The sequence below is a fragment of the Anatilimnocola aggregata genome (assembly GCF_007747655.1).
GTDB classification, from domain to species: domain Bacteria; phylum Planctomycetota; class Planctomycetia; order Pirellulales; family Pirellulaceae; genus Anatilimnocola; species Anatilimnocola aggregata.
The window spans coordinates 6181297-6201089 of record NZ_CP036274.1 but is presented as its reverse complement, the minus strand read 5'-3'; the positions used below and the strand labels follow the sequence as shown (position 1 = coordinate 6201089).

Annotated in this window: 9 protein-coding genes and 1 pseudogene; 7 read left to right on the top strand and 3 right to left on the bottom strand. The window is 58.2% G+C overall.

Annotated elements, in window-relative coordinates:
* The first annotated feature begins 4 nt into the window (after nt 1-4).
* Nucleotides 5-2041: an amylo-alpha-1,6-glucosidase gene (locus ETAA8_RS23365; RefSeq protein ID WP_145094112.1), complete on the top strand. Its 2037-nt coding sequence runs from the start codon at nt 5-7 to the stop codon at nt 2039-2041.
* A gap of 41 nt (nt 2042-2082) precedes the next feature.
* Here the strand turns inward: ETAA8_RS23365 and ETAA8_RS23360 are convergent, their stop codons facing one another.
* On the bottom strand, nt 2083-2715 hold the full coding sequence (locus tag ETAA8_RS23360) for a TetR/AcrR family transcriptional regulator (protein WP_202921221.1): 633 nt from the start codon (nt 2713-2715) through the stop codon (nt 2083-2085).
* 197 nt (nt 2716-2912) lie between these two features.
* Between ETAA8_RS23360 and ETAA8_RS23355 the strand changes: the two genes are divergently transcribed.
* The 3 genes from ETAA8_RS23355 to ETAA8_RS23345 all read left to right on the top strand — a co-directional run bounded on the left by ETAA8_RS23355 (nt 2913) and on the right by ETAA8_RS23345 (nt 9384).
* Entirely contained in the window at nt 2913-4187 is a 1275-nt protein-coding gene (locus tag ETAA8_RS23355; RefSeq protein ID WP_145094106.1) for an efflux RND transporter periplasmic adaptor subunit, read from the top strand.
* 2 nt (nt 4188-4189) lie between these two features.
* Nucleotides 4190-7414: an efflux RND transporter permease subunit gene (locus ETAA8_RS23350; protein WP_145094103.1), complete on the top strand. Its 3225-nt coding sequence runs from the start codon at nt 4190-4192 to the stop codon at nt 7412-7414.
* A gap of 317 nt (nt 7415-7731) precedes the next feature.
* The gene (locus ETAA8_RS23345; RefSeq protein ID WP_145094100.1) at nt 7732-9384 is read left to right on the top strand and encodes an efflux transporter outer membrane subunit; all 1653 of its coding nucleotides are present in this window, start codon (nt 7732-7734) and stop codon (nt 9382-9384) included.
* A gap of 444 nt (nt 9385-9828) precedes the next feature.
* Here the strand turns inward: ETAA8_RS23345 and ETAA8_RS23340 are convergent, their stop codons facing one another.
* Nucleotides 9829-10488, bottom strand: a complete 660-nt coding sequence (locus ETAA8_RS23340; RefSeq protein ID WP_145094097.1) for a TetR/AcrR family transcriptional regulator — start codon at nt 10486-10488, stop codon at nt 9829-9831.
* A 253-nt stretch (nt 10489-10741) separates the two neighbouring features.
* Between ETAA8_RS23340 and ETAA8_RS23335 the strand changes: the two genes are divergently transcribed.
* The 3 genes and pseudogenes from ETAA8_RS23335 to ETAA8_RS23325 all read left to right on the top strand — a co-directional run bounded on the left by ETAA8_RS23335 (nt 10742) and on the right by ETAA8_RS23325 (nt 18770).
* A complete protein-coding gene (locus ETAA8_RS23335; RefSeq protein ID WP_202921220.1) occupies nt 10742-12046 on the top strand; it encodes an efflux RND transporter periplasmic adaptor subunit in 1305 nt (434 codons plus the stop codon).
* Nucleotides 12047-12055: 9 nt separating this feature from the next.
* A pseudogene (locus tag ETAA8_RS23330) lies at nt 12056-15163 on the top strand (efflux RND transporter permease subunit); the annotation flags it as partial.
* Nucleotides 15164-15410: 247 nt separating this feature from the next.
* A complete protein-coding gene (locus ETAA8_RS23325; RefSeq protein ID WP_145094088.1) occupies nt 15411-18770 on the top strand; it encodes an efflux RND transporter permease subunit in 3360 nt (1119 codons plus the stop codon).
* Nucleotides 18771-18805: 35 nt separating this feature from the next.
* Here ETAA8_RS23325 and ETAA8_RS23320 read toward each other — a convergent pair whose 3' ends face one another.
* The gene (locus ETAA8_RS23320) at nt 18806-19789 is read right to left on the bottom strand and encodes a DUF1559 family PulG-like putative transporter (RefSeq protein ID WP_145100871.1); all 984 of its coding nucleotides are present in this window, start codon (nt 19787-19789) and stop codon (nt 18806-18808) included.
* Between the last annotated feature and the right edge of the window lie 4 nt (nt 19790-19793).

Here is a 19793-nt window from a genome sequence, read left to right as displayed (position 1 = left end):
AAGCATGGACAACTGGGTCTTACGGATGCCGTGGTCCGGCCGCGACGAAGTCGAGCGCGAATCACTCCTCACGCGCGAATGGTTAGTCACGAATGGTCTGGGCGGTTACGCCTCGGGTACCGTGGGTGGAGTCGCCGCGCGGCGCTATCATAGCTTGCTGATTGCCGCCTTACCCGCGCCGCTCGGCCGGCGCGTGATGCTCAACCATCTGACGGAGTTGGTGCGATTGCCCAATGGCGAGAAGATGCTGATTGGGGGCGAAGAGCGCGAAGGTTCGCTGCATTTGCATGGCTCCGATCTGTTGACGGAGTTTCGCCTGGAACTCGGCCTGCCCGTGTGGCGATATGAATTCGCCGGCTATGTGCTCGAACGACGTATTCTTCTGCCGCATCATCAAAACACGGTACATGTGAACTATCGGCTGATTCGCGGCGATGGCACGCTGCGGATTAAGCTTCGTCCTTCGATTCACTTTCGCCCGCACGAAGCGCCAGTCAATCACCCCCACACGGGGCCATGCCCCGTGAGTTGCATCGACGGTCGCATTGAACTCACCGCTCCGGGGCCTTTGCCTCCCCTGCGGATGCTGGTGCATGGCGAACAGGTCGCGATCACCCTCGAAGGAACACACCTGCCGAATGTGATTTATCGCGTGGAAGAAAGTCGCGGTTACGAAGCGCTTGGCGAACTTTGGAGCCCCGGTTATTTTCGCGCGGATCTCAGCGTCGATCGACCGGTAACGCTCGTGGCATCGACCGAGTCATGGGAGACGATTGGAGCCATCACTCCCGAGCAGGCAACTGAATATGAAGCCAGCCGGCGCAATCAACTGTTAAAAATGGCGCATCCGGCACTGCAAAAGGGGCCAGCGAGCGAACTCACCCTTGCCGCTGATCAGTTTCTGATTACGCCCGCTGCCCGCTCTGAAGACGCTGCTCGCACCCGCGCGGCTGGCGATGAAGTACGGACTGTGATCGCCGGTTATCATTGGTTCACCGATTGGGGCCGCGATACGATGATCAGCCTCGAGGGGCTGACTCTCTCGACGGGGCGGCATACCGAAGCGGGCTACATTTTGCGCACCTTCGGCCAGTATGTGCGCGATGGCTTGATCCCCAATTTGTTTCCCGAAGGGGAGAAGCAAGGCCTGTATCACACGGCTGATGCAACGATGTGGTACTTTCACGCGCTGAGTCGCTATGTGACCGCGACCGGCGATCGCAACACCCTCCGGCTGTTGCTCCCCAAGTTGCTCGACATTGTCGAGCATCACAATCGGGGCACACGCTTCGGCATTGGTGTCGATCCGACCGACGGGCTGCTGCGACAAGGAGAGCCCGGTTATCAGTTGACGTGGATGGACGCGAAGGTTGGCGATTGGGTAGTCACGCCGCGGCGCGGTAAGCCGGTGGAGATTAATGCCCTGTGGTACAACGCGCTCCGGCTGCTGGAGAACTGGGTGCGCGAAGAACAGGGTGGCGAAGCAGCCCAGTCTCTCGCGGCGCAGGCGGAGCGGGTGAAGGGGGCGTTCAACAAACGCTTTTGGTACGAGCACGGCAATTACCTATATGACGTGGTCGATGGCGAGCATGGCTCCGATGCCGCCCTGCGACCGAATCAGCTCTTTGCATTTTCGCTCGAACATCCGGTGCTCGAACGGCATCGCTGGGAAGCTGTGCTGAATGTTGTCCGCGAGCAATTGCTCACGCCCGTCGGTCTGCGTTCGCTCTCAGCCGGTCATGCCGACTACAAACCGAAATACTTTGGCGACCTGCGGGCCCGCGATGCGGCTTACCATCAAGGGACGGTTTGGGGCTGGCTGATCGGCCCCTTCATCGACGCCTGGCTCGCGGTTCATCCCGAAGATCGAATCGGCGCGAGACGATTTCTCGAGGGTTTTGTCGACCATCTAGGCGAAGCGTGCATCGGCTCGATCAGCGAAGTGTTCGATGCCGAGTCTCCTTTTACTCCCCGGGGGTGCATTGCCCAAGCCTGGAGCGTGGCCGAAGTTGCCCGATGTTGGATTCGGACCTCTGGATAGAGTGTGGCCGATAGCGCGATACGCCCCATCCTGCTCAGGCTTCAAGCCCGATTTGCGAGACCGGTGAACAGAATATCGAACAGGCTTTCGAACTGTGGTGCCAGAGGCTCGGGGCGGCCGACGAAGTAACTCACGAACAGGGTGCCGAACAGATATCGCGAGATCGCTTGCTCCACCTGTTCGACGGGAAGCTGGCGAATCACGCCCGCGTCGATCAATTGACGAAAGACTTGCCTCCAGCGCTCGCTCCCCTTCCCCTGCGTATCGAAAAAGGTTGCCACGCGCCGGCCGCGGGAGAGCGCCCGCTCTTCAATTAGCAGTTCCACCACTGCGGGATTCTCATCGAAGAAGTGTAGGAACGCCTGCATCCCGCGCCGCCAATGATCGAGGGGCTCTGTCGCCAGCGCTGCCGCAGCATCCACTTCGTCCAGCACGCGCGCCCGCGCAAATCGAACCGCGGCCAGGAATAAGTTCTCTTTGTTGCCAAAGGTTCGGTAGACGGTCCCTTTGCCAATTCCGGCTGCATCGGCGATCTCTTGTACGTCGGTCTGGGCGTATCCTTCCCGGGCGAACAGTCTGGTAGCTGCCAGGAGGATCTCGCGGTCTCGTTCAGATAGACTATCGAAACCGCTCTCATTGGGGGTTTTCTCGTGCTCGAATGAACCTGACGCCAACAGCAAGCTCCTTTGGAATGTGAAAGCAAACCAATTAAAGTAGCCAAGTCGTGTAAGGAGTCGCCGGACTGGCGGTAATCTCACGGGATGGCGCAAATCTGCCAAGTCTCATTGGACGGACTCGTCCGTCCATATTACAATAGCGTGCCGTGCCAGGCATTCATAAAAGATCGTAAGTTCTTCAAATTGTTGGTTTTATGCAGAAAACCTGTCCCCTGTCGCTCTTCACCGCTGCTCAGAGCAGCTGGCTGCTGATCTTGGGTGTGCTAGCCGCAGGCTGTGCTCCCCAAGCGGACTACGTGCCTCCGCCCCTGCCGAATGTCACCGTCGCCAAGCCGCTGGTCGTGAGATTAACGGATGAACTGGAGTACACAGGTAACTTGCAGGCGACCGACTCGGTGCAGATTCGTGCGCGGGTCAATGGCTATCTCGACAAGATCCATTTCCGCGATGGCGACACAGTCAAAGAAGGCGAACTGCTGTTCGAAATCGAAAAAGCCCCCTTCGTCGCGGCGCTCAATTCAGCCAAAGCGGGTCAACTGAAGGCTGAAGCGAACCTGGCCCTGGCCGAAGCTGAGTTCAAGCGAACGGAGCCATTGGTGGAACGCGGCGCGCTGGCCGTCCAAGAGCTCGATGTGAAGCGCGCTAACGTCGCGACTGCCAAAGCCGATGTCGACTCCGCCAAGGCCGCAGTGCAGCAAGCCACGCTCAATTTAGAGTACACCCAAGTCAAATCGCCCATCGGTGGTCGAATAAGTCGGCACATGGTCGACATGGGAAACCTAGTAGAAGCCCAGACGACCATTCTCACCATGATCGAGAAGTACACTCCGATTCACGCCTACTTCAATGTCAGCGAAAGTGACGTGGCAGTGCTACCGCAGCAAATGGAGGGCTCACCTACTCCCGATGAACAGCCTACCACGGCGGAAGAACTGAAAAATGACAAACGACCTCCGGTGTTCCTTGGCTTGCCCAGCGAAGTTGGCTACCCACACGAAGGACGACTCGATTACACGCAGTTGGGAATTGATCCCCGCACCGGCACGCAACAACGCCGCGCCTATTTTCTGAATGCCAATCAGCAGTTGATTCCCGGCAGCTTCATCCGTATTCGAGTTCCCTTCGGCGATGAGAGCCCGAAGTTACTCGTCCCAGAGCGTGCCGTGGGGGTCGATCAACGGGGCGAATACGTGCTCATCGTGAATGTAAAGAACGTAGTCGAAGAACGTCGCGTCGTTCTCGGATCGAATCGTTCTGGTTTGCGAGTTGTGCTAAGCGGTCTGCAACCTGACGAACGAGTAATCATCAACGGCCTGCAACGCGTGCGGCCAACGTCGGAAGTAACTACCGAAGAAGCAACGGAGTTGCCCGGCGTCGATCCCGAGTTGGTAAAAACTTCGCGCGATCAGTCTTCGGAAGCGGTGTTGGAACCGACTCCCGTCTCGAGCACAGCGAAGGCAGGTAAGTAACGGTGTTTTCGAAATTCTTTATCGATCGCCCGATCTTTGCCAACGTCATTGCCATCGTCACGATGCTGGTGGGCGTGGTCGCTCTGCTGCGTCTGCCCGTCGAGCAATACCCGGGTATTACACCGCCGACGGTGGTGGTGACGGGTGTTTATCCGGGTGCGAATGCGCGGGTCGTCTCCGATACCGTTGCCTCGCCGGTCGAACAACAGGTGAACGGCGTCGAAGGCATGCTCTACATGTCTTCGACCTGTTCCAGCGACGGCACCTATACGCTGACCGTGACCTTCGAAATTGGGACCGACCTGGACGAAGCCCAAGTGCTCGTGCAAAACCGCGTCTCGATTGCCGAGCCCCAATTGCCCGAGGAAGTTCGCCGCCAAGGCGTCATGGTGAAGAAGCAGTCGACGAACTTCATCCTGGTGTGTGCCCTGACCTCGGAAGGGAATCGCTACGACAGCATCTTTCTCTCGAACTTTTGCAACTTGCGGTTGCGCGACGAAATCAGCCGTATTCCCGGTGTGGGCGATGTGGTGATTTTCGGCGGCAGCAACTACAGCATGCGAGTCTGGCTCGATCCCGAAAAGATCAAAGCCCGCAACATGACCACGCAAGACGTGATCGCGGCCATTCAAGAACAGAACGTCCAAGTTGCCGCGGGGCAGATTGGCCAGCCACCGAGTCCCAGCGAGTTGAATTTTCAGTACATCGTCACTGCGATGGGGCGACTCAGTAGCGCCGAGCAATTTGGCGACATCGTTATCAAGTCCGAAGACCAAGGGCGCATCCTGCGGCTGAAAGATGTTGCGAAAATCGAACTCGGCGCGCAGACCTACGATCAATTCTCGTTGCTAAACGGTAGCCCCAGCGCCAGCTTGGGTGTGTTTCAGCTGCCGGGTGCCAATGCTTTGAAAGTGTCTGAGGGAGTGCGCGAGGCCATTCATCGGCTAGAAAGCACTTTTCCCGAAGGGTTGAAGGTTACCTTTCCCTTCGATACGACCAAGTTCGTCGATGCTGCGATTCACGAAGTTTACAAAACGCTGATCGAAGCCGGCGTCTTGGTGTTGGTCGTGATTCTGGTCTTCTTGCAAGACTGGCGAGCGGTCCTCATTCCCGCGACGACCGTGCCCGTGACTCTCATTGGTGCCTTCGCCGCCATGGCCGCGCTGGGCTTCTCGGTGAATATGCTCACCCTCTTCGGCCTGGTGCTGGCGATCGGTATCGTCGTCGACGATGCAATCGTGATTGTCGAAGCGGCTGCCCATGGTGTGGAGCGCGGTCTCGCGCCGCGCGACGCGACGATCAAAGCCATGGACCAGGTGCTCGGACCAATCATCGGCATCACCCTGGTGCTGCTGGCCGTGTTTATTCCGACTGCGTTTCTCGGTGGTGTGACCGGGCAGTTGTATCGGCAGTTCGCACTCACCATTGCCGCCACGGCGCTGATTAGTGCCATCAACGCGGTCACGCTGAAGCCCGCGCAATGTGCGTTGTGGCTGCGCAAGCCGCCAGAGAAGAAGAACTTTTTCTATCACGGCTTCAATTGGGTTTACGACCGGGTAGAAGGGGTCTATACGCTGATTGTGCGACGCATGCTGCGAGTCAGTTGGGCCGTGATGCTGGTCTTTGCCGCCCTCATCGCTGCTACTGGTTGGTGGTACAACCGCGTGCCGACCGGCTTCTTGCCGACAGAAGATCAAGGCTACTTTGTGTGCGCGATTCAGTTGCCCGATGCGGCTTCCCAATCTCGCACCGCGGCAGTCGTCGACAAAGTCAACGCGATCCTGGCCGATATAGACGGCGTTTCCGATTGGTTCGCCATCGGTGGCATGTCGCTGCTCGACAACAGTTCGGCATCCAATGCCGCGACCATCTTCGTGGTCTTCGACGGCTGGGATAAACGCAAAGATCCCCAGCTGAGCCAGGCTGGTATTCTCGGCACGTTCTACGGACACGTCAGCAAGATTGACGAAGCAGTCATCTTTGCCTTTCCGCCTCCCGCCATTCCCGGTCTGGGACAACGCGCTGGTTTTACCATGCAAGTTGAAGATCGCGCGGACGTTGGTCCGGAAGAGTTGCAATTCGCCGTGCAGTCGATGCTCGAGGCGGGGCGCGAACAGCCGGCCCTCGATCCCACGACACTGAACTCGATGTTTCGGGCTGGTGTGCCGCAGTTGTATATCAATGTCGATCGCGTGAAAGTCAAAACGCTCGACGTGCCGCTGACGAACGTCTTCTCCACGCTGCAAGCCTATCTCGGCTCGGCCTATGTAAACGACTTCAATCGTTTTGGCCGCACCTTTCAAGTGCGCGTGCAGGCGGAACAGAAGTTCCGTGTCGAGCCACGCGATATCGAACGGCTTGAGGTTCGCAACCGCGCCGGGCAAATGATTCCGCTCGGTTCCGTCGTCGATGTCAAACGTTCGTTTGGCCCGCAGATTCTCACTCGTTACAATTTGTATCCGTCCGCGCAAATCAGCGGTTCGCCCGCGGCCATGGTTAGTTCGGGACAGGCGATAGCCCTGATGGAGCAAATGGCTCGCGACCGCTTGCCGCAGTCGATGGGCTACGAGTGGACCGACATGTCGTATCAGGAGAAAAAGGTCGGTGGAGAATCGATCTACATTTTTGCCTTCGCGGTATTGCTGGTCTATCTGGTGCTGGCCGCTCAATACGAAAGTTGGATCACTCCCCTGGCGGTGATTCTGGTGGTGCCACTGGGGGTGCTCGGCGCGATCGCAGCTGTCTCGCTCCGCGGCTTCGACAACAACATCTTCACACAAATCGGCATCGTGCTCATCATCGCGCTGGCCAGTAAGAATGCCATTCTGATTGTCGAGTACGCGCGCGATTTGCGAAATGAAGGGCATTCGATATTCGATTCTGCGGTGGAAGCAGCAAGGCTGCGTTTTCGCCCCATTTTGATGACGTCGTTTGCGTTCATCTTGGGCGTGGTGCCCCTCGTCATTGCCGACGGTGCTGGTGCGGCAGGTCAACAAGCGCTGGGTACTGCCGTGTTCGGCGGCATGCTCGCTTCGACGATTCTCGCCGTGTTTTTTGTGCCGGTCTTCTTTCTCGTCTTTCAGCATGTGAGTGAATGGTGGCGACCGCGCGCGTCGGCAACTTTGGGTGGTGCCAGCGGCCATTCTGTCGCCGTTACAGCGCCCGCAGTCGACGCGCAGCACGAGCCGAATGTGGCCAGCGCTACCGAGACGAAGCCCGCGCACTAGCCATCGCCCACCTAGGCAAAGCCTCCCCCGCCATCGCGTGGCGGGGTCGCTTGTCTTGTCGCGCGGCGGCTGCTTCATAATGCCGGGGCCATAAGGTTTTTCGCTGAATAGCGGCCGTTCGTGGCGGGGGCTCCGTACGAGCGGCATACTCTGTACAGTTTGCCACGCGCGGCGAGTTCCAGTGCCACGGGTCGTAGCGATTATGCGCCCGACATTTCTCGGCATTGCGAGTATAGGTGTTGCGACCTGCGTTTCAGTACCTGCTCTGGTCGATAATCTGGGTATAACCGTTTCGTTGATCGCAGGGAGGCGAACGAATGTTTGGCAGCAACAGTGACCCGCAACATCAACCCAAACCGCAACTGGCGCGGCGAGTGAGTTTGACGGTTGTAACGACCACGGCAGCCTTGCTGCTGGCCCTGACGGCGGGCTGTCGCACCGGCCCGATGGAGTACATCCACAACGGGTTCAAGGTCGGCCCGAACTACGCCACGCCCGGCGCGCCGGTGTCGGAAGTCTGGATCGACTATCGCAACAGCGAGTTGGTCACCAATCAGCAAGCCTATTGGGATTGGTGGCGGGTCTTCCGCGATCCTCAATTAGAACTGCTCGTTCAGCGGGCTCACCAGCAGAACCTGACGTTGCGCCAAGCTGGGTTCCGCATTGAGGAAGCTCGCGCTCGCCGGGCGGTCGCGCACGGCAACTTATTCCCGCAATCGCAAACGGCCTTTGGTTCGTATCGTCGACAACAAATCAGTACCGAGACCGGCATCACCGCCGGTGGTGGTGGCGGTTTGCCTGGCTTCGAGCGAGCGTTCGACGTCTGGACAGCGGGAGGTCAGTTCTCTTGGGAACTCGATTTCTGGGGTCGGTTTCGCCGCGCGGTCGCTGCTTCCGATGCGGAACTCGATGCCACTGTCGAAAACTACGACGACGTCCTCGTCGTGCTGATTGGTGATGTTGCGCAGACCTATGTCGAAATTCGCGTGGCTCAGCAGCGAATTCGTTATGCCCAGGCGAACGTGCAATCGCAGGTCGGTTCGTTGAACCTGGCCAAGATCAAGAAAGAAGAAGGCGCGGCCAGCGGCCTCGATGTGGCACAAGCCGTAACGAACGTTTCGCAAACCGAAGCGACCATTCCGCAGTTGCAGGCCCAGCTGCGCCAGGCCGAAAACCGTCTCTGCATTCTGATGGGCATGCCGCCACAAGATCTCAGTCAGCTGTTGGGCGACCAGACCCTGATTCCCGAAGCTCCGCCGCAAATCGCGATCGGTGTTCCTGCCGACTTGCTTCGCCGTCGTCCCGATGTTCGCCGCGCTGAACGCCTGGCTGCTGCCCAAAGCGAACGAATCGGCATCACGGAATCTGCCATGTATCCGGCCTTCACCCTCAACGGCACGCTGTTTGTGCAAGCGAACGAATTGCAGAATTTGTTCACGGGCGGAGCGGTGGCCGGCAACGTGGGGCCATCGTTCAGCTGGAACTTGCTCAACTACGGACGCATCTGGAATGCTCAGAATGCGGAAGAAGCTCTCTTCATGCAACGCGTGACGGAATATCAGACCGTGGTGCTGAATGCGAATCGCGAAGCCGAAGATGCGATCATCGGATTTTTGCGAGCCCAGCAGCAAGCGCGAATCCTGCGCGTCGGTGTCGATGCAGCGGTGGAATCGCGCGACCTGATCAACGAGTTGTATAAAGGTGGCCGCGCTGACTTCGGTCGCGTGTTTGTCGCCGAATTGTTCCTGGTGCAGCAGCAAGATCAGTTGGCTTTGGCAGAAGGTGCCATCGCTGCCAACCTGGTGGCCCTCTATCGCTCGCTCGGTGGTGGCTGGGAATTGCGAATGCAAGATCCACAAGCTCCTGTGATGTTGCCGCAACCACAAAATCGGCCGATGGAACAACTCGCACCGCCAGCTGGCAACCCGCTGCTGCTGCCCGAGATGCTGCCGCAACCCGATCGAAACTAGTCCGGACCGATCCTTCCCCCCTAGAGGATTTTCGTGATGCGTAGCGCTTGCTTGTTAAGCCCACTGTTGCTGGCTGTCGCCCTCGGCAGCTTGCAACTGGGGTGTGCACCCACCGCGCGGGCAGAACCGCCGCGGGAGGGCGCGGTGCAACTAGCGCCGGAAATTAAACCGGTGCCTGAGTTGCGTCCCGCACCTGTGGTGAATTGCCACTGGTGGCCCACTTATCGGTGCCTGATTGCCCCGTACAGTTGCAAGACAGCGCCCTGCGCGCCGTACTGCGGCTACAACAAGACCTGCGATACCTACTGTGGCAAACCACTCCCTTGTTTGCAGACGCCTTGCCAGAAATGGTGCCCCGATTGGTACTGCCCCAAGCCGCCGGTTTGTTTCTTTCCGGGCAATCCGTGTCCACCATGTGAGGTGAATTCTCACTAAGCACGGCAACTACTTGCGGCCGCGCGTTTTCTTGAGCGTCGCGGCTCGTTCGGCGTCGGTCATCAGTCCCGTCATCACGATCTGCCAGATGGCGTGGAACTGGTCGGCCAGCGAGGTCGATTTGCCGATGAAGTGGTTGGTGAACATTGAACCGTAGAGCAGATTGCCCACGGTATCCATGATGCGTTCGATGGGAAGATCACCGCGCACGCGCTCGACAGCAATCAAGTCGCGATAAATATCTCGCCAAACGCCGCGATTCGAGTCGCGATGTTCGAAGTAGCTCGGCCGTTTGCGATTGCGAAAGATGGCCCGCTCTTGAATGAGCAGTTCCGCGTAGTGCGAATGCTCGTCGAAAAACTTCAGATAGGCGAAGATTCCGGCCGCGATTTTCTCGAGCGGATCTTCCTGACCATCGGCGGCCGCCCGCAGTTCGACCTGCAAGCGCTCCATGCCGTCGTCGACGCACGCGCAGAACAGTTCTTCTTTGCTAGAGAAGTAAAGGTAAAGCGTTCCCTTGGCGATCTTCAACTTGGTCGCGAGGCGATCCATCTCGCACGTGGAATAACCCAGCTCGGCAAACAGCTTCGCAGCTGTAGCGATGATCGCGCAACGGCGCGTTTCACGATCGGCCTCGGGGTTACGAACGAGTGATGTCTTTGCGGGCATGATAATTGCCCCTCCTTCACGGGGCCAAGCGGGCGGTTCGCCGCTGATCGTAACGCCTTGCGGCACATTACGAGAGGGCGAATCGACGCGATAATTTCAATCGCACCTGCTGTTGGCCGCTTTCGTGCTGCTGGCCAGCGTGGCTCAATTGCAAAGTATTGACCGCTGTCTATAATCTACCAAGCGAGCCAGTGACTGACTAGTCAGTCACTGGCAAGTTCCCTCCGCTTCAGCCTTCCGGATGCAACCACCTATGTTGCGAAATTGCCACCCATTGGCCCTGACTGTTCCGACTTGGCCACTGCACGCCCTTTTGCTCGGTAGCCTGCTCGTTGCCTGTGGCTGCCAGCCCGTGGCCAGCAAACCGCAGGCGAAAAAGCTGGCCGAAGTCTTCATTGCCAAACCGACGACGGACGAAGTCACCGACTTCGAAGAATTCACCGGACACCTGGTCGCCCAGAATACGGTTGCCATTCGTTCGCGCGTCAGCGGCTATCTCGACAAGGTCGAGTTCAAAGACGGAGCCGACGTCAAGAAAGGGGAACTGCTCTTCGTGATCGATGATCGGTCCTACGTTGCGACCGCCGCTAATGCCAAGGCAATGCTCGATCAAGCCAAGTCGCGGCTTGCCAATCTCAAGAGCCAGGACGAGCGCGCGCAAACTCTGCTCAAGCGAAATGCCATTCCCAGTGAAGAGTCGGAAAAGCTCAGTTTTCAACGATCGGAAGCGGAGGCCGCAGTCGCTGCTGCAGAAGCGCAGAAAGACCTGGCCGATCTCAATGTGACTTACACCAAGATCACCTCGCCCATCGATGGCGTAATCAACAACCGACAGGTTGACGTCGGCAATCTGGTGAAATTCGATGACACCATACTGGCCACCGTAGTATCGCAAGATCCTATCTACGCTTACTTCGATGTGAATGAACGAACCGTCCTCAAGTTGCGGCGCTTGATCAATGCCGGGCAAATTGAATCGGCCGAAGATGAAGGATTAGTAATTCAGGTTTCGCTTGCCGACGAAGACGATTTTAAGCATTCGGGGAAGATCACATTTCTGGATAACCAATTAGACGCCAACACCGGTACGCTCCGCGTGCGCGCGGAAATCGAAAACAAGAACGGCTTCTTATCGCCCGGACTGTTCGTCCGCGTTCGTTTTCCCGTCGGCAAGCCGCACGAAGCGCTGCTGGTGCAAGAGGAAGCGCTAGGAACCGATCAGGGTCAGCGCTTCTTATATGTGCTCAATGACAAAGACGAAGTCGCCTATCGCCGCGTGAAGGTGGGCTTGCTCGATAATGGCCGCCGCGTGATTGAAGTCGGACTGAAGCCCGGCGAGCGTGTGGTCGTGAATGGTTTGCAGCGGATTCGCCCCGGCGACAAGGTCGCGCCCAAGGACATCCCTGGCCAAATCGCCGGTGAAGGTACCCAGCCAAAAGTTACCCTGGTCTCTGAAAAGGCAGCCGGTGAAGCGACTTCGCCTCTCACCACTACCCAGCCTTCGACGGCGGCGCCTGCCACGGCAACCAAGCCGCTGGCGGCCGAGCAGCGCCACTAGGAGGTTCCTTTGTTTTGCCGATTCTTTATCGATCGGCCGATCTTCGCGGCGGTGCTCTCCATTCTGATCACACTCGCGGGCGGCATCGCAGTTTTTCAGCTGCCTGTTGCGCAATATCCGCCCGTCACGCCGCCGACGGTGCAGGTCGATTGCAACTATCCCGGCGCAAGTGCCGCGGTCGTCGCCCAAACCGTTGCTTCGCCGATCGAGCAGCAGGTGAATGGCGTCGAGAACATGCTCTACATGGCCTCGCAAAGTACCAGCGACGGCTCCTACACATTGACAGTTACCTTTAAACCGGGCATGGACCTGAACCTGGCGCAGGTGCTGGTGCAAAACCGTCTGAGTCTCGCCCTTCCTTCGCTCCCGGATGTGGTTCGCCAAACGGGTGTCACCACTCGCAAGCGTTCGCCCGATATTCTCCTCACCGTCAGTTTGAACTCACCCGACGGCCGCTACGATCAGCTTTATCTGAGCAATTACGCAGTGCTGCATGTGAGGGACGAGCTCAGCCGCTTGCCGGGCATCAGCGATATCATCGTCTTCGGCCAGCGCGACTACAGCATGCGAATCTGGCTCGATCCCGATAAGCTGGCCGCGCGTCATTTGGCCATCAACGATGTACTGACGGCCGTTCGTTCGCAGAACACGCAAGTCGCGCTCGGCCAAATTGGCCAACCGCCCGCCGTGAGTGGCCAGGTCTCGCAGTATCCGATCACCGTGCTCGGCCGGTTGGAAGAGCCCGAGCAGTTCGAGAATATCATCGTCCATGCGGCGCCCGATGGCCGCAAGGTTTATATCCGCGACGTGGGACGCGTCGAACTGGCTGCCCGCAGTTACGACGTCTCGAATCGGTTCGATCAAAAACCGACGGTTGGTCTCGCCATTTTTCAGCTGCCCGATGCCAACGCGCTCGAAACGGCCGACATGATTAAGGCCAAGATGAAGGAACTATCGGCCGATTTTCCCGAAGGCTGCGAATACGAAGTGGGTTACGACACGACCCCCTTCATCCGCGAATCGGTCGAAGAGGTGTTTAAGTCGCTCCGCGATGCCGTTTTGCTTGTGGCCGTCGTGGTGCTCCTCTTTCTGCAAGGCTGGCGTGCGGCCATCATTCCGCTGCTCGCTGTGCCAGTTGCGATTGTCGGCACTTTTGCCGCGATGTACCTCGTCGGCTTCAGTTTAAATAATCTCACCCTGTTCGGACTGGTGCTGGCGATTGGCATCGTCGTCGACGATGCCATCGTGGTAGTCGAAGCAGTGGAGCATCACATCGAACGTGGTTTGGCCCCGCGCGAGGCGGCCATTCGCGCGATGGACGAAGTCGCCAGCCCCGTCATTGCCGTGGGCTGCGTGCTGAGTGCGGTGTTCATCCCCTGTGCGTTCATTTCCGGTATCGTCGGGCAATTCTTCCGGCAATTCGCGCTGACCATTGCCATTTCGACCATTATCTCGACGTTTAACTCACTCACACTTAGCCCAGCGCTGGCTGCCCTGTTGCTCCGGCCTAAGGGTGGCAAACGCGATCCGCTCACCTGGCTGCTCGATGTCACACTCGGTTGGCTCTTTTGGCTCTTCAATGCGGGCTTGAAGAAATCGACCGTCGGTTACACCTGGACCGTTGGACGCATGCTGCGCGTGCCGATGATGGTGTTGGTGGTTTATGGCGGGCTGTTGCTGCTCACCTACTTCGGCTTCAACAGTTTGCCGACGGGGTTTATCCCGTCGCAAGACAAAGGCTATCTCGTTGCCAGCGTGCAGTTGCCCGACTCAGCTTCGGCTGCCAGAACGCGCGACGTGATCGCGCGGATCGAATCAATCGCGCTCGAAACTCCCGGCGTGAAAAACGTGAACTCCGTCGCGGGCAACTCATTCTTGCTTAGCGCTTACGGCTCGAACTTTGGTTCGATGTTCATCATTCTCAAAAACTTCAGCGAGCGGCATCACAAGGGAATGAGTGGCGACGAGATTCTCGCGACGCTCAAGTCGCGTTATGCCACGGAAGTTCCCGAAGCACTCGTGAACGTCTTTCCCCCTCCGGCAGTCTCGGGATTGGGACGCGGCGGTGGCTTTAAGCTGATGGTTGAAGATCGCGGCGAAGCGGGGCTCGAGGCCTTACAAAAAGAAACCGACAACCTCGTCAAGTTGGGAAATGCAACGCCCGGGCTTACCGGTTTGTTCACGGTTTACAAAGCCAATTCGCCGCAGCTGTTTGTCGACGTCAATCGCGATGCCTGCCTAACTCAAGGCGTGAATCTGAACGATGTCTTTGGCACGCTGCAGGCCTATCTAGGTTCGCGGTACGTCAACGACTTCAATCGCTTTGGCCGCACCTGGCAGGTGGTCGTGCAGGCCGATGCCAAGTTTCGCGATGAAGTCGAAGACGTCAAGAAGTTAATGGTCCGCAATGCCAAAGGACAGATGGTGCCAATGGGAACGCTCGCTTCGGTGGAACCCATCAGCAACCCACTCGTGCTCACGCGTTACAACATGTATCCCGCAGCGGCCATTCAAGGGACCGTTGCGCCCGGCTTTAGTAGTGGGCAAGCCAACGCAGCTTTCGAGAACCTGGCGAAAACAGAACTGCCCAGTTCGATGTCGTTCGAGTGGACCGAACTGGCATTCATGGAGCGTAACGCTGCGAACACCGGCTTGATCGTCTTCGCTTTCTCGGTCGTGTTTGTGTTTCTCGTCTTGGCCGCCCTCTATGAGAGTTGGGCATTGCCGCTGGCGGTGATTCTGGTCGTACCGATGTGCGTACTCAGTTCGATTGCAGGCGTTGCACTCGCCAAGATGGACATTAACATCTTCACGCAGATCGGCTTCGTGGTCCTCATCGGCCTCGCCTGCAAGAATGCGATTCTGATTGTCGAATTTGCCAAGGCCCGTGTGAATGCCGGCGAAGACATTCGCACCGCGACGCTCGAAGCTTGCAGCCTGCGACTCCGTCCGATCTTGATGACGTCCTTTGCCTTCATCTTGGGCGTTGTCCCCCTGGTGGTCGCTGAAGGTGCCGGTGCTGAAATGCGTCGTGCGCTGGGTACCGCCGTCTTCAGCGGCATGTTGGGAGTCACGCTCTTCGGCATCGTGCTCACGCCTGTTTTCTTTTACGTGATTGAGCATTTTGCCGAATGGCATTGGTTTTCGCATGGCTGGCTGCAACGGTTGAGTGCGCAATCGCTGGCAGTTCTGCGGCTGGAACCACTGCGCCGCGGACTCAAGTCACTCAGCAATCAAGTTTTCGCGCCGCAGAAGGCCGGCACCTCACAAGAAACAAGACAACCCGCGAAGACGAACAACATTGATCCACCCGCACCGCCGGCCGGAAGTCCCCCGGCACAACAGTAGGCTTAGGTAATACGCCATGTTTTCCCGTTTCTTCATTGACCGACCCATCTTTGCGACGGTGCTCTCCATCGTTGTGACTCTGGCAGGCGGCATCGCTGTGTGGGCACTGCCGGTGACGCAGTACCCCGAGATCACTCCGCCGACGGTGGAAGTGTCGACGGTCTATCCCGGTGCGAACGCGCAGGTTGTGGCCGATACCGTGGCTTCGCCCATCGAGCAGCAGGTGAACGGCGTCGAGGGGATGCTCTACATGTCGTCGCAGTCGACGAACGACGGTGTCTATTCGCTGACGGTCACGTTTCGCCACGGCTCCGACCTGAATCTTGCGCAGGTGCTGGTGCAAAATCGCGTCGCCCTCGCGCAGCCCATTTTGCCGGACCTGGTCAAGCGCCGTGGCGTAACGGTGAAGAAGAAGTCTCCCAGCGTGCTGATGATCGTCAATCTCTCGTCCCCCGATAAGAGCCGCGACAATCTCTACCTCAGCAATTACGCCACGATTCAATTGCGCGACGAACTTTCGCGTCTGCCGGGCGTCGGCGATATTTCGTTCCTCGGCCAGCGCGACTACAGCATGCGAGTTTGGCTCGATCCCGAGCGCCTGGCCGTTCGCAAGCTCGATGCAGCCGACGTGGTGCATGCCATCGAACAGCAGAATACGCAAGTCGCTGCCGGTCAGGTCGGTCAGCCCCCAGCTCCCAATGGTCAGGCTTTTCAATACACAATGACCACGCTGGGCCGCCTGGCCGAGGCGGAGCAATTTGGCGATATGATCGTCCGCTCCGATGCTGGAGGCCGCGTCATTCGCCTCCGCGATGTAGCCCGCACCGAGCTCGGCGCTTTGGCCTACGACCAGGTCTGCACGCTCGATGGACAACCCTCGGTCGCGCTGTCGATCTATCAATTGCCGGGCTCGAATGCGCTCGAAACCGCACGGCAAGTCCGCGCGAAAATGGATGAGCTCAAAGGGCGCTTTCCGGAAGGAGTAACGTTCGACATCGTTTACGACACGACTCCCTTCATTCAGGAATCGGTAAACGAAGTCTTTACCGCTCTCCGCGATGCCGTGATTCTCGTTGCCCTGGTGGTGCTTGTGTTCTTGCAAGGTTGGCGGGCGGCGATCATTCCCCTGGTTGCGGTTCCTGTCGCAATCATTGGGACCTTCGCGGCAATGTTGGCCGTGGGCTTTAGTTTGAATACGCTCACGCTGTTCGGATTGGTCCTGGCGGTTGGTATCGTCGTCGATGATGCCATCGTGGTGGTCGAAGCAGTCGAACATCATATCGAGCATGGGCTGGCGCCGCGCGATGCGGCGATCAAAGCCATGGAACAAGTTTCGGGGCCGGTGATTGCGGTGGGCTTGGTGCTCACGGCGGTGTTTGTCCCCTGTGCGTTTATCTCCGGCATCGTTGGGCAGTTCTTCAGGCAATTTGCCTTGACCATCGCCATCTCGACGGTCATTTCGGCCTTCAATTCGTTGACTCTCAGCCCGGCGCTGGCGGTGCTGCTGCTCAAGCCTAAGTCGAGTGGTCACGGCGAAGCCCTGCCGCGGGTTGGGCTCATCGCCGTTGCGGCTTGGGCTGCGGGCGAGTTTCTCGGGCCAGTGGTGGAACGACTTCTCGGCAATGGGCTCGCCGGGTGGCCGCTCAGTGCCAGTTGGCTGGCCTGGCTGTTGGTCGTGATTCCGACCATCGCCATCGTGTGGTTTACAGCGAACGGCATTAACCGGTTCCTCAGCTGGTTTTTTAAAGCCTTTAACGTCGGTTTCAATTGGGTGACGAATGGCTACGTCGCTTCGGTCGGCTGGCTGCTACGGGGCAGCGTCATTGTGCTGCTCATTTACGGCGGGCTGCTACTCATTACCTATCGCGTGTTTCAAGACACTCCGACCGGTTTCATTCCCTCGCAGGACAAAGGCTATTTGCTCGTCAATGTGCGGCTGCCCGATTCTTCGTCGCTCGAGCGGACCAGCGAAGTCCTGGCTCATATCGAAAAACTGTCGGCGAAAGTTCCTGGTGTGAATCACACGGTGGCAATTGCCGGCCAGTCGATTCTGCTGGGTGCCGGCTCGCCGAATTTCGGTTCGATGTATGTGATGCTGCAGGATTTTCATCACCGCGCGGGGCATGGGCATTCGGCCAACGAGATCGCCGCGCAGTTGCAGGAGGCGTTCGACCATGAAGTGAACGATGCCGTGGTGAACGTCGTCGGCGCGCCGCCGATCGACGGTCTCGGTACCGCCGGTGGTTTCAAACTGGTGATTGAAGATCGCGGCAACAATGGACTCGCCGAATTGCAGAAGGCGAGTCAGCAAATTGTCGAAGAGGGAAGTCGTACACCGGGCCTCGATAAGCTATTCACCAGTTTTCGCGCCGATACGACCTGGCTCTATCTCGATATCGACCGCGATGCCGCCGAGACGATGGGGGTCTCGATGGCCAGCGTCTTCAACATGTTGCAGATGAACCTCGGCACGCTCTATATCAACGATTTTAACCGCTTCGGCCGCACCTGGCAGGTGAACGTGCAAGCCGAGGCGCGGCATCGCATGCAGCCCGGCGATCTCAGCAAGTTGTACGTGAAAAGTGATCGGGATCGGATGGTCCCCCTGATGAGCTTTGCCAAGATTCGCGAAATTAGCGGGCCGGTGATGCTAAACCGCTACAACCTCTATCCAGCTGCCACCATCAATGCCGATGCTGCGCCCGGCACCAGTTCGGGCCAGGCCATCGAGCAACTCGAAAAGATTGCTCAGCAAAACTTAGTGCAATCGATGAAGCCGGAGTGGACCGAGTTGGCACTGCTGCAACTCGATGCTGGCAGTACCGCGACGTTTGCTTTCATTCTGGCCGTAGTGCTCGTGTTTCTCGTGCTCGCCGCTCAGTATGAGAGTTGGTCGTTACCGCTGGCGGTGATTCTGGTCGTGCCGATGTGTCTTCTCTGTTCGATTCTCGGCGTGATTATCGCCCGCATGGATATCAACATCTTCACGCAGATCGGCTTCGTGGTTCTCGTCGGCCTGGCTTGCAAGAACGCGATTCTGATCGTCGAGTTCGCCCGCGCCCGTTACGAAGCGGGAGACGACACGTACACTGCCACGCTCGAAGCTTGCCGCCTGCGCTTGCGGCCGATCATCATGACCTCGCTGGCGTTCATCTTTGGCGTCGTGCCGCTGGTCCTCGGTCAAGGTGCCGGTGCCGAAATGCGTCGCACATTGGGGACTGCAGTGTTTGCCGGGATGCTCGGCGTCACGCTGTTCGGCATCTTTTTGACGCCGGTCTTCTTTTACGTGATTCAGTGGTTGGCCGACTTCCGCACTGGCGGACGGCAACCGGTCGCAGTTGCCGCGCCCGCGTCGGAACCACATCATTCGCCGTAGGTCGCGGGAAACGTCTTTTGTTGGCAGCGCGGCAACTACCAGTCGCCTGTCAGCACTTCGCCCCCATCGGGTGTGACGGCCGACCACCATGTGTCGGCCGCAATACTGCTGCTAACGTGTCGCACGCTGCCATCCATGAGCGCCACCAGAATGCCAGATGGTCGTGGGGCGTGAGCCCGATACCAGTCGGCTAAATTCGTCGAGCCCGTAGTCTTGGGCATTACCTGAAATTTGGAAGCTGGTCCGGTCGCCGCCGCCGGCACTGCTAATGTGCCGGAGCCCGCGTATTGAATTGGCGTTACGATCGTACTTTGGTCGACGGCAAAAACCGGGATATGACCGAAATAACTCGTGTTTGAATAGGCGAAGTACGTAACTTCGCTATAGCTGCCGTTGATCCGCAGAATCGACTGCTTCTCGGTGAAACCAATCGTATTGGAGAGCCCATCGGTGATCTTGGCTGCGGTGCGCGTATTCACCGTTGCCGCCGCAGTGGCGACGCTGCTGTTTTTCGTGATGCAACCGAACGTCTGAAAGTTGGCCGCATAACAGCCGACTGCATAGTTCGTGCTCGTACCCGGATGATACTTCGAACCATTCGAAGGCAAGGTCGAATCGCAGGGGTTCATCATTACCTTTGGGGGCGTTTTTTCGTAGGTGATCGCATAGAAGGCGGTGGCAGCACTGGTGGCCACATCCTGTCGATTTTTCTCTTCGAGATAGGGGAGGATCTGCAGAAACAGAGATCCGTCGGTGTAACCCGGGGTGTTGTACTGGCGGTTGCTCCACACAAAACCCGGCGGCAAGTGCCCGTGTGAATCTTCAAAATTGAGTGTGGCAAGGCAAATCTGTTTGAGGTTGTTCTTGCTCTGCGCCATTCGCGCGGCGTCGCGAGCAGCCTGGACCGCCGGCAGCAGCAGCGCCATCAGCACGCCAATGATCGCAATCACAACCAGCAGTTCGACAAGGGTGAAACCTCGAAGCAGGGTCGCTCGTGAGCAATGAGGTGATTGACGCATACTT

Bases quoted from the DNA above. Each gene is read 5' to 3' on its own strand.
- ETAA8_RS23340 (WP_145094097.1), bottom strand. From the start codon at position 10,488: ATGCCCGCAAAGACATCACTCGTTCGTAACCCCGAGGCCGATCGTGAA.
- ETAA8_RS23320 (WP_145100871.1), bottom strand. From the start codon at position 19,789: ATGCGTCAATCACCTCATTGCTCACGAGCGACCCTGCTTCGAGGTTTC.
- ETAA8_RS23335 (WP_202921220.1), top strand. From the start codon at position 10,742: ATGTTGCGAAATTGCCACCCATTGGCCCTGACTGTTCCGACTTGGCCA.
- ETAA8_RS23345 (WP_145094100.1), top strand. From the start codon at position 7,732: ATGTTTGGCAGCAACAGTGACCCGCAACATCAACCCAAACCGCAACTG.
- ETAA8_RS23365 (WP_145094112.1), top strand. From the start codon at position 5: ATGGACAACTGGGTCTTACGGATGCCGTGGTCCGGCCGCGACGAAGTC.
- ETAA8_RS23355 (WP_145094106.1), top strand. From the start codon at position 2,913: ATGCAGAAAACCTGTCCCCTGTCGCTCTTCACCGCTGCTCAGAGCAGC.
- ETAA8_RS23325 (WP_145094088.1), top strand. From the start codon at position 15,411: ATGTTTTCCCGTTTCTTCATTGACCGACCCATCTTTGCGACGGTGCTC.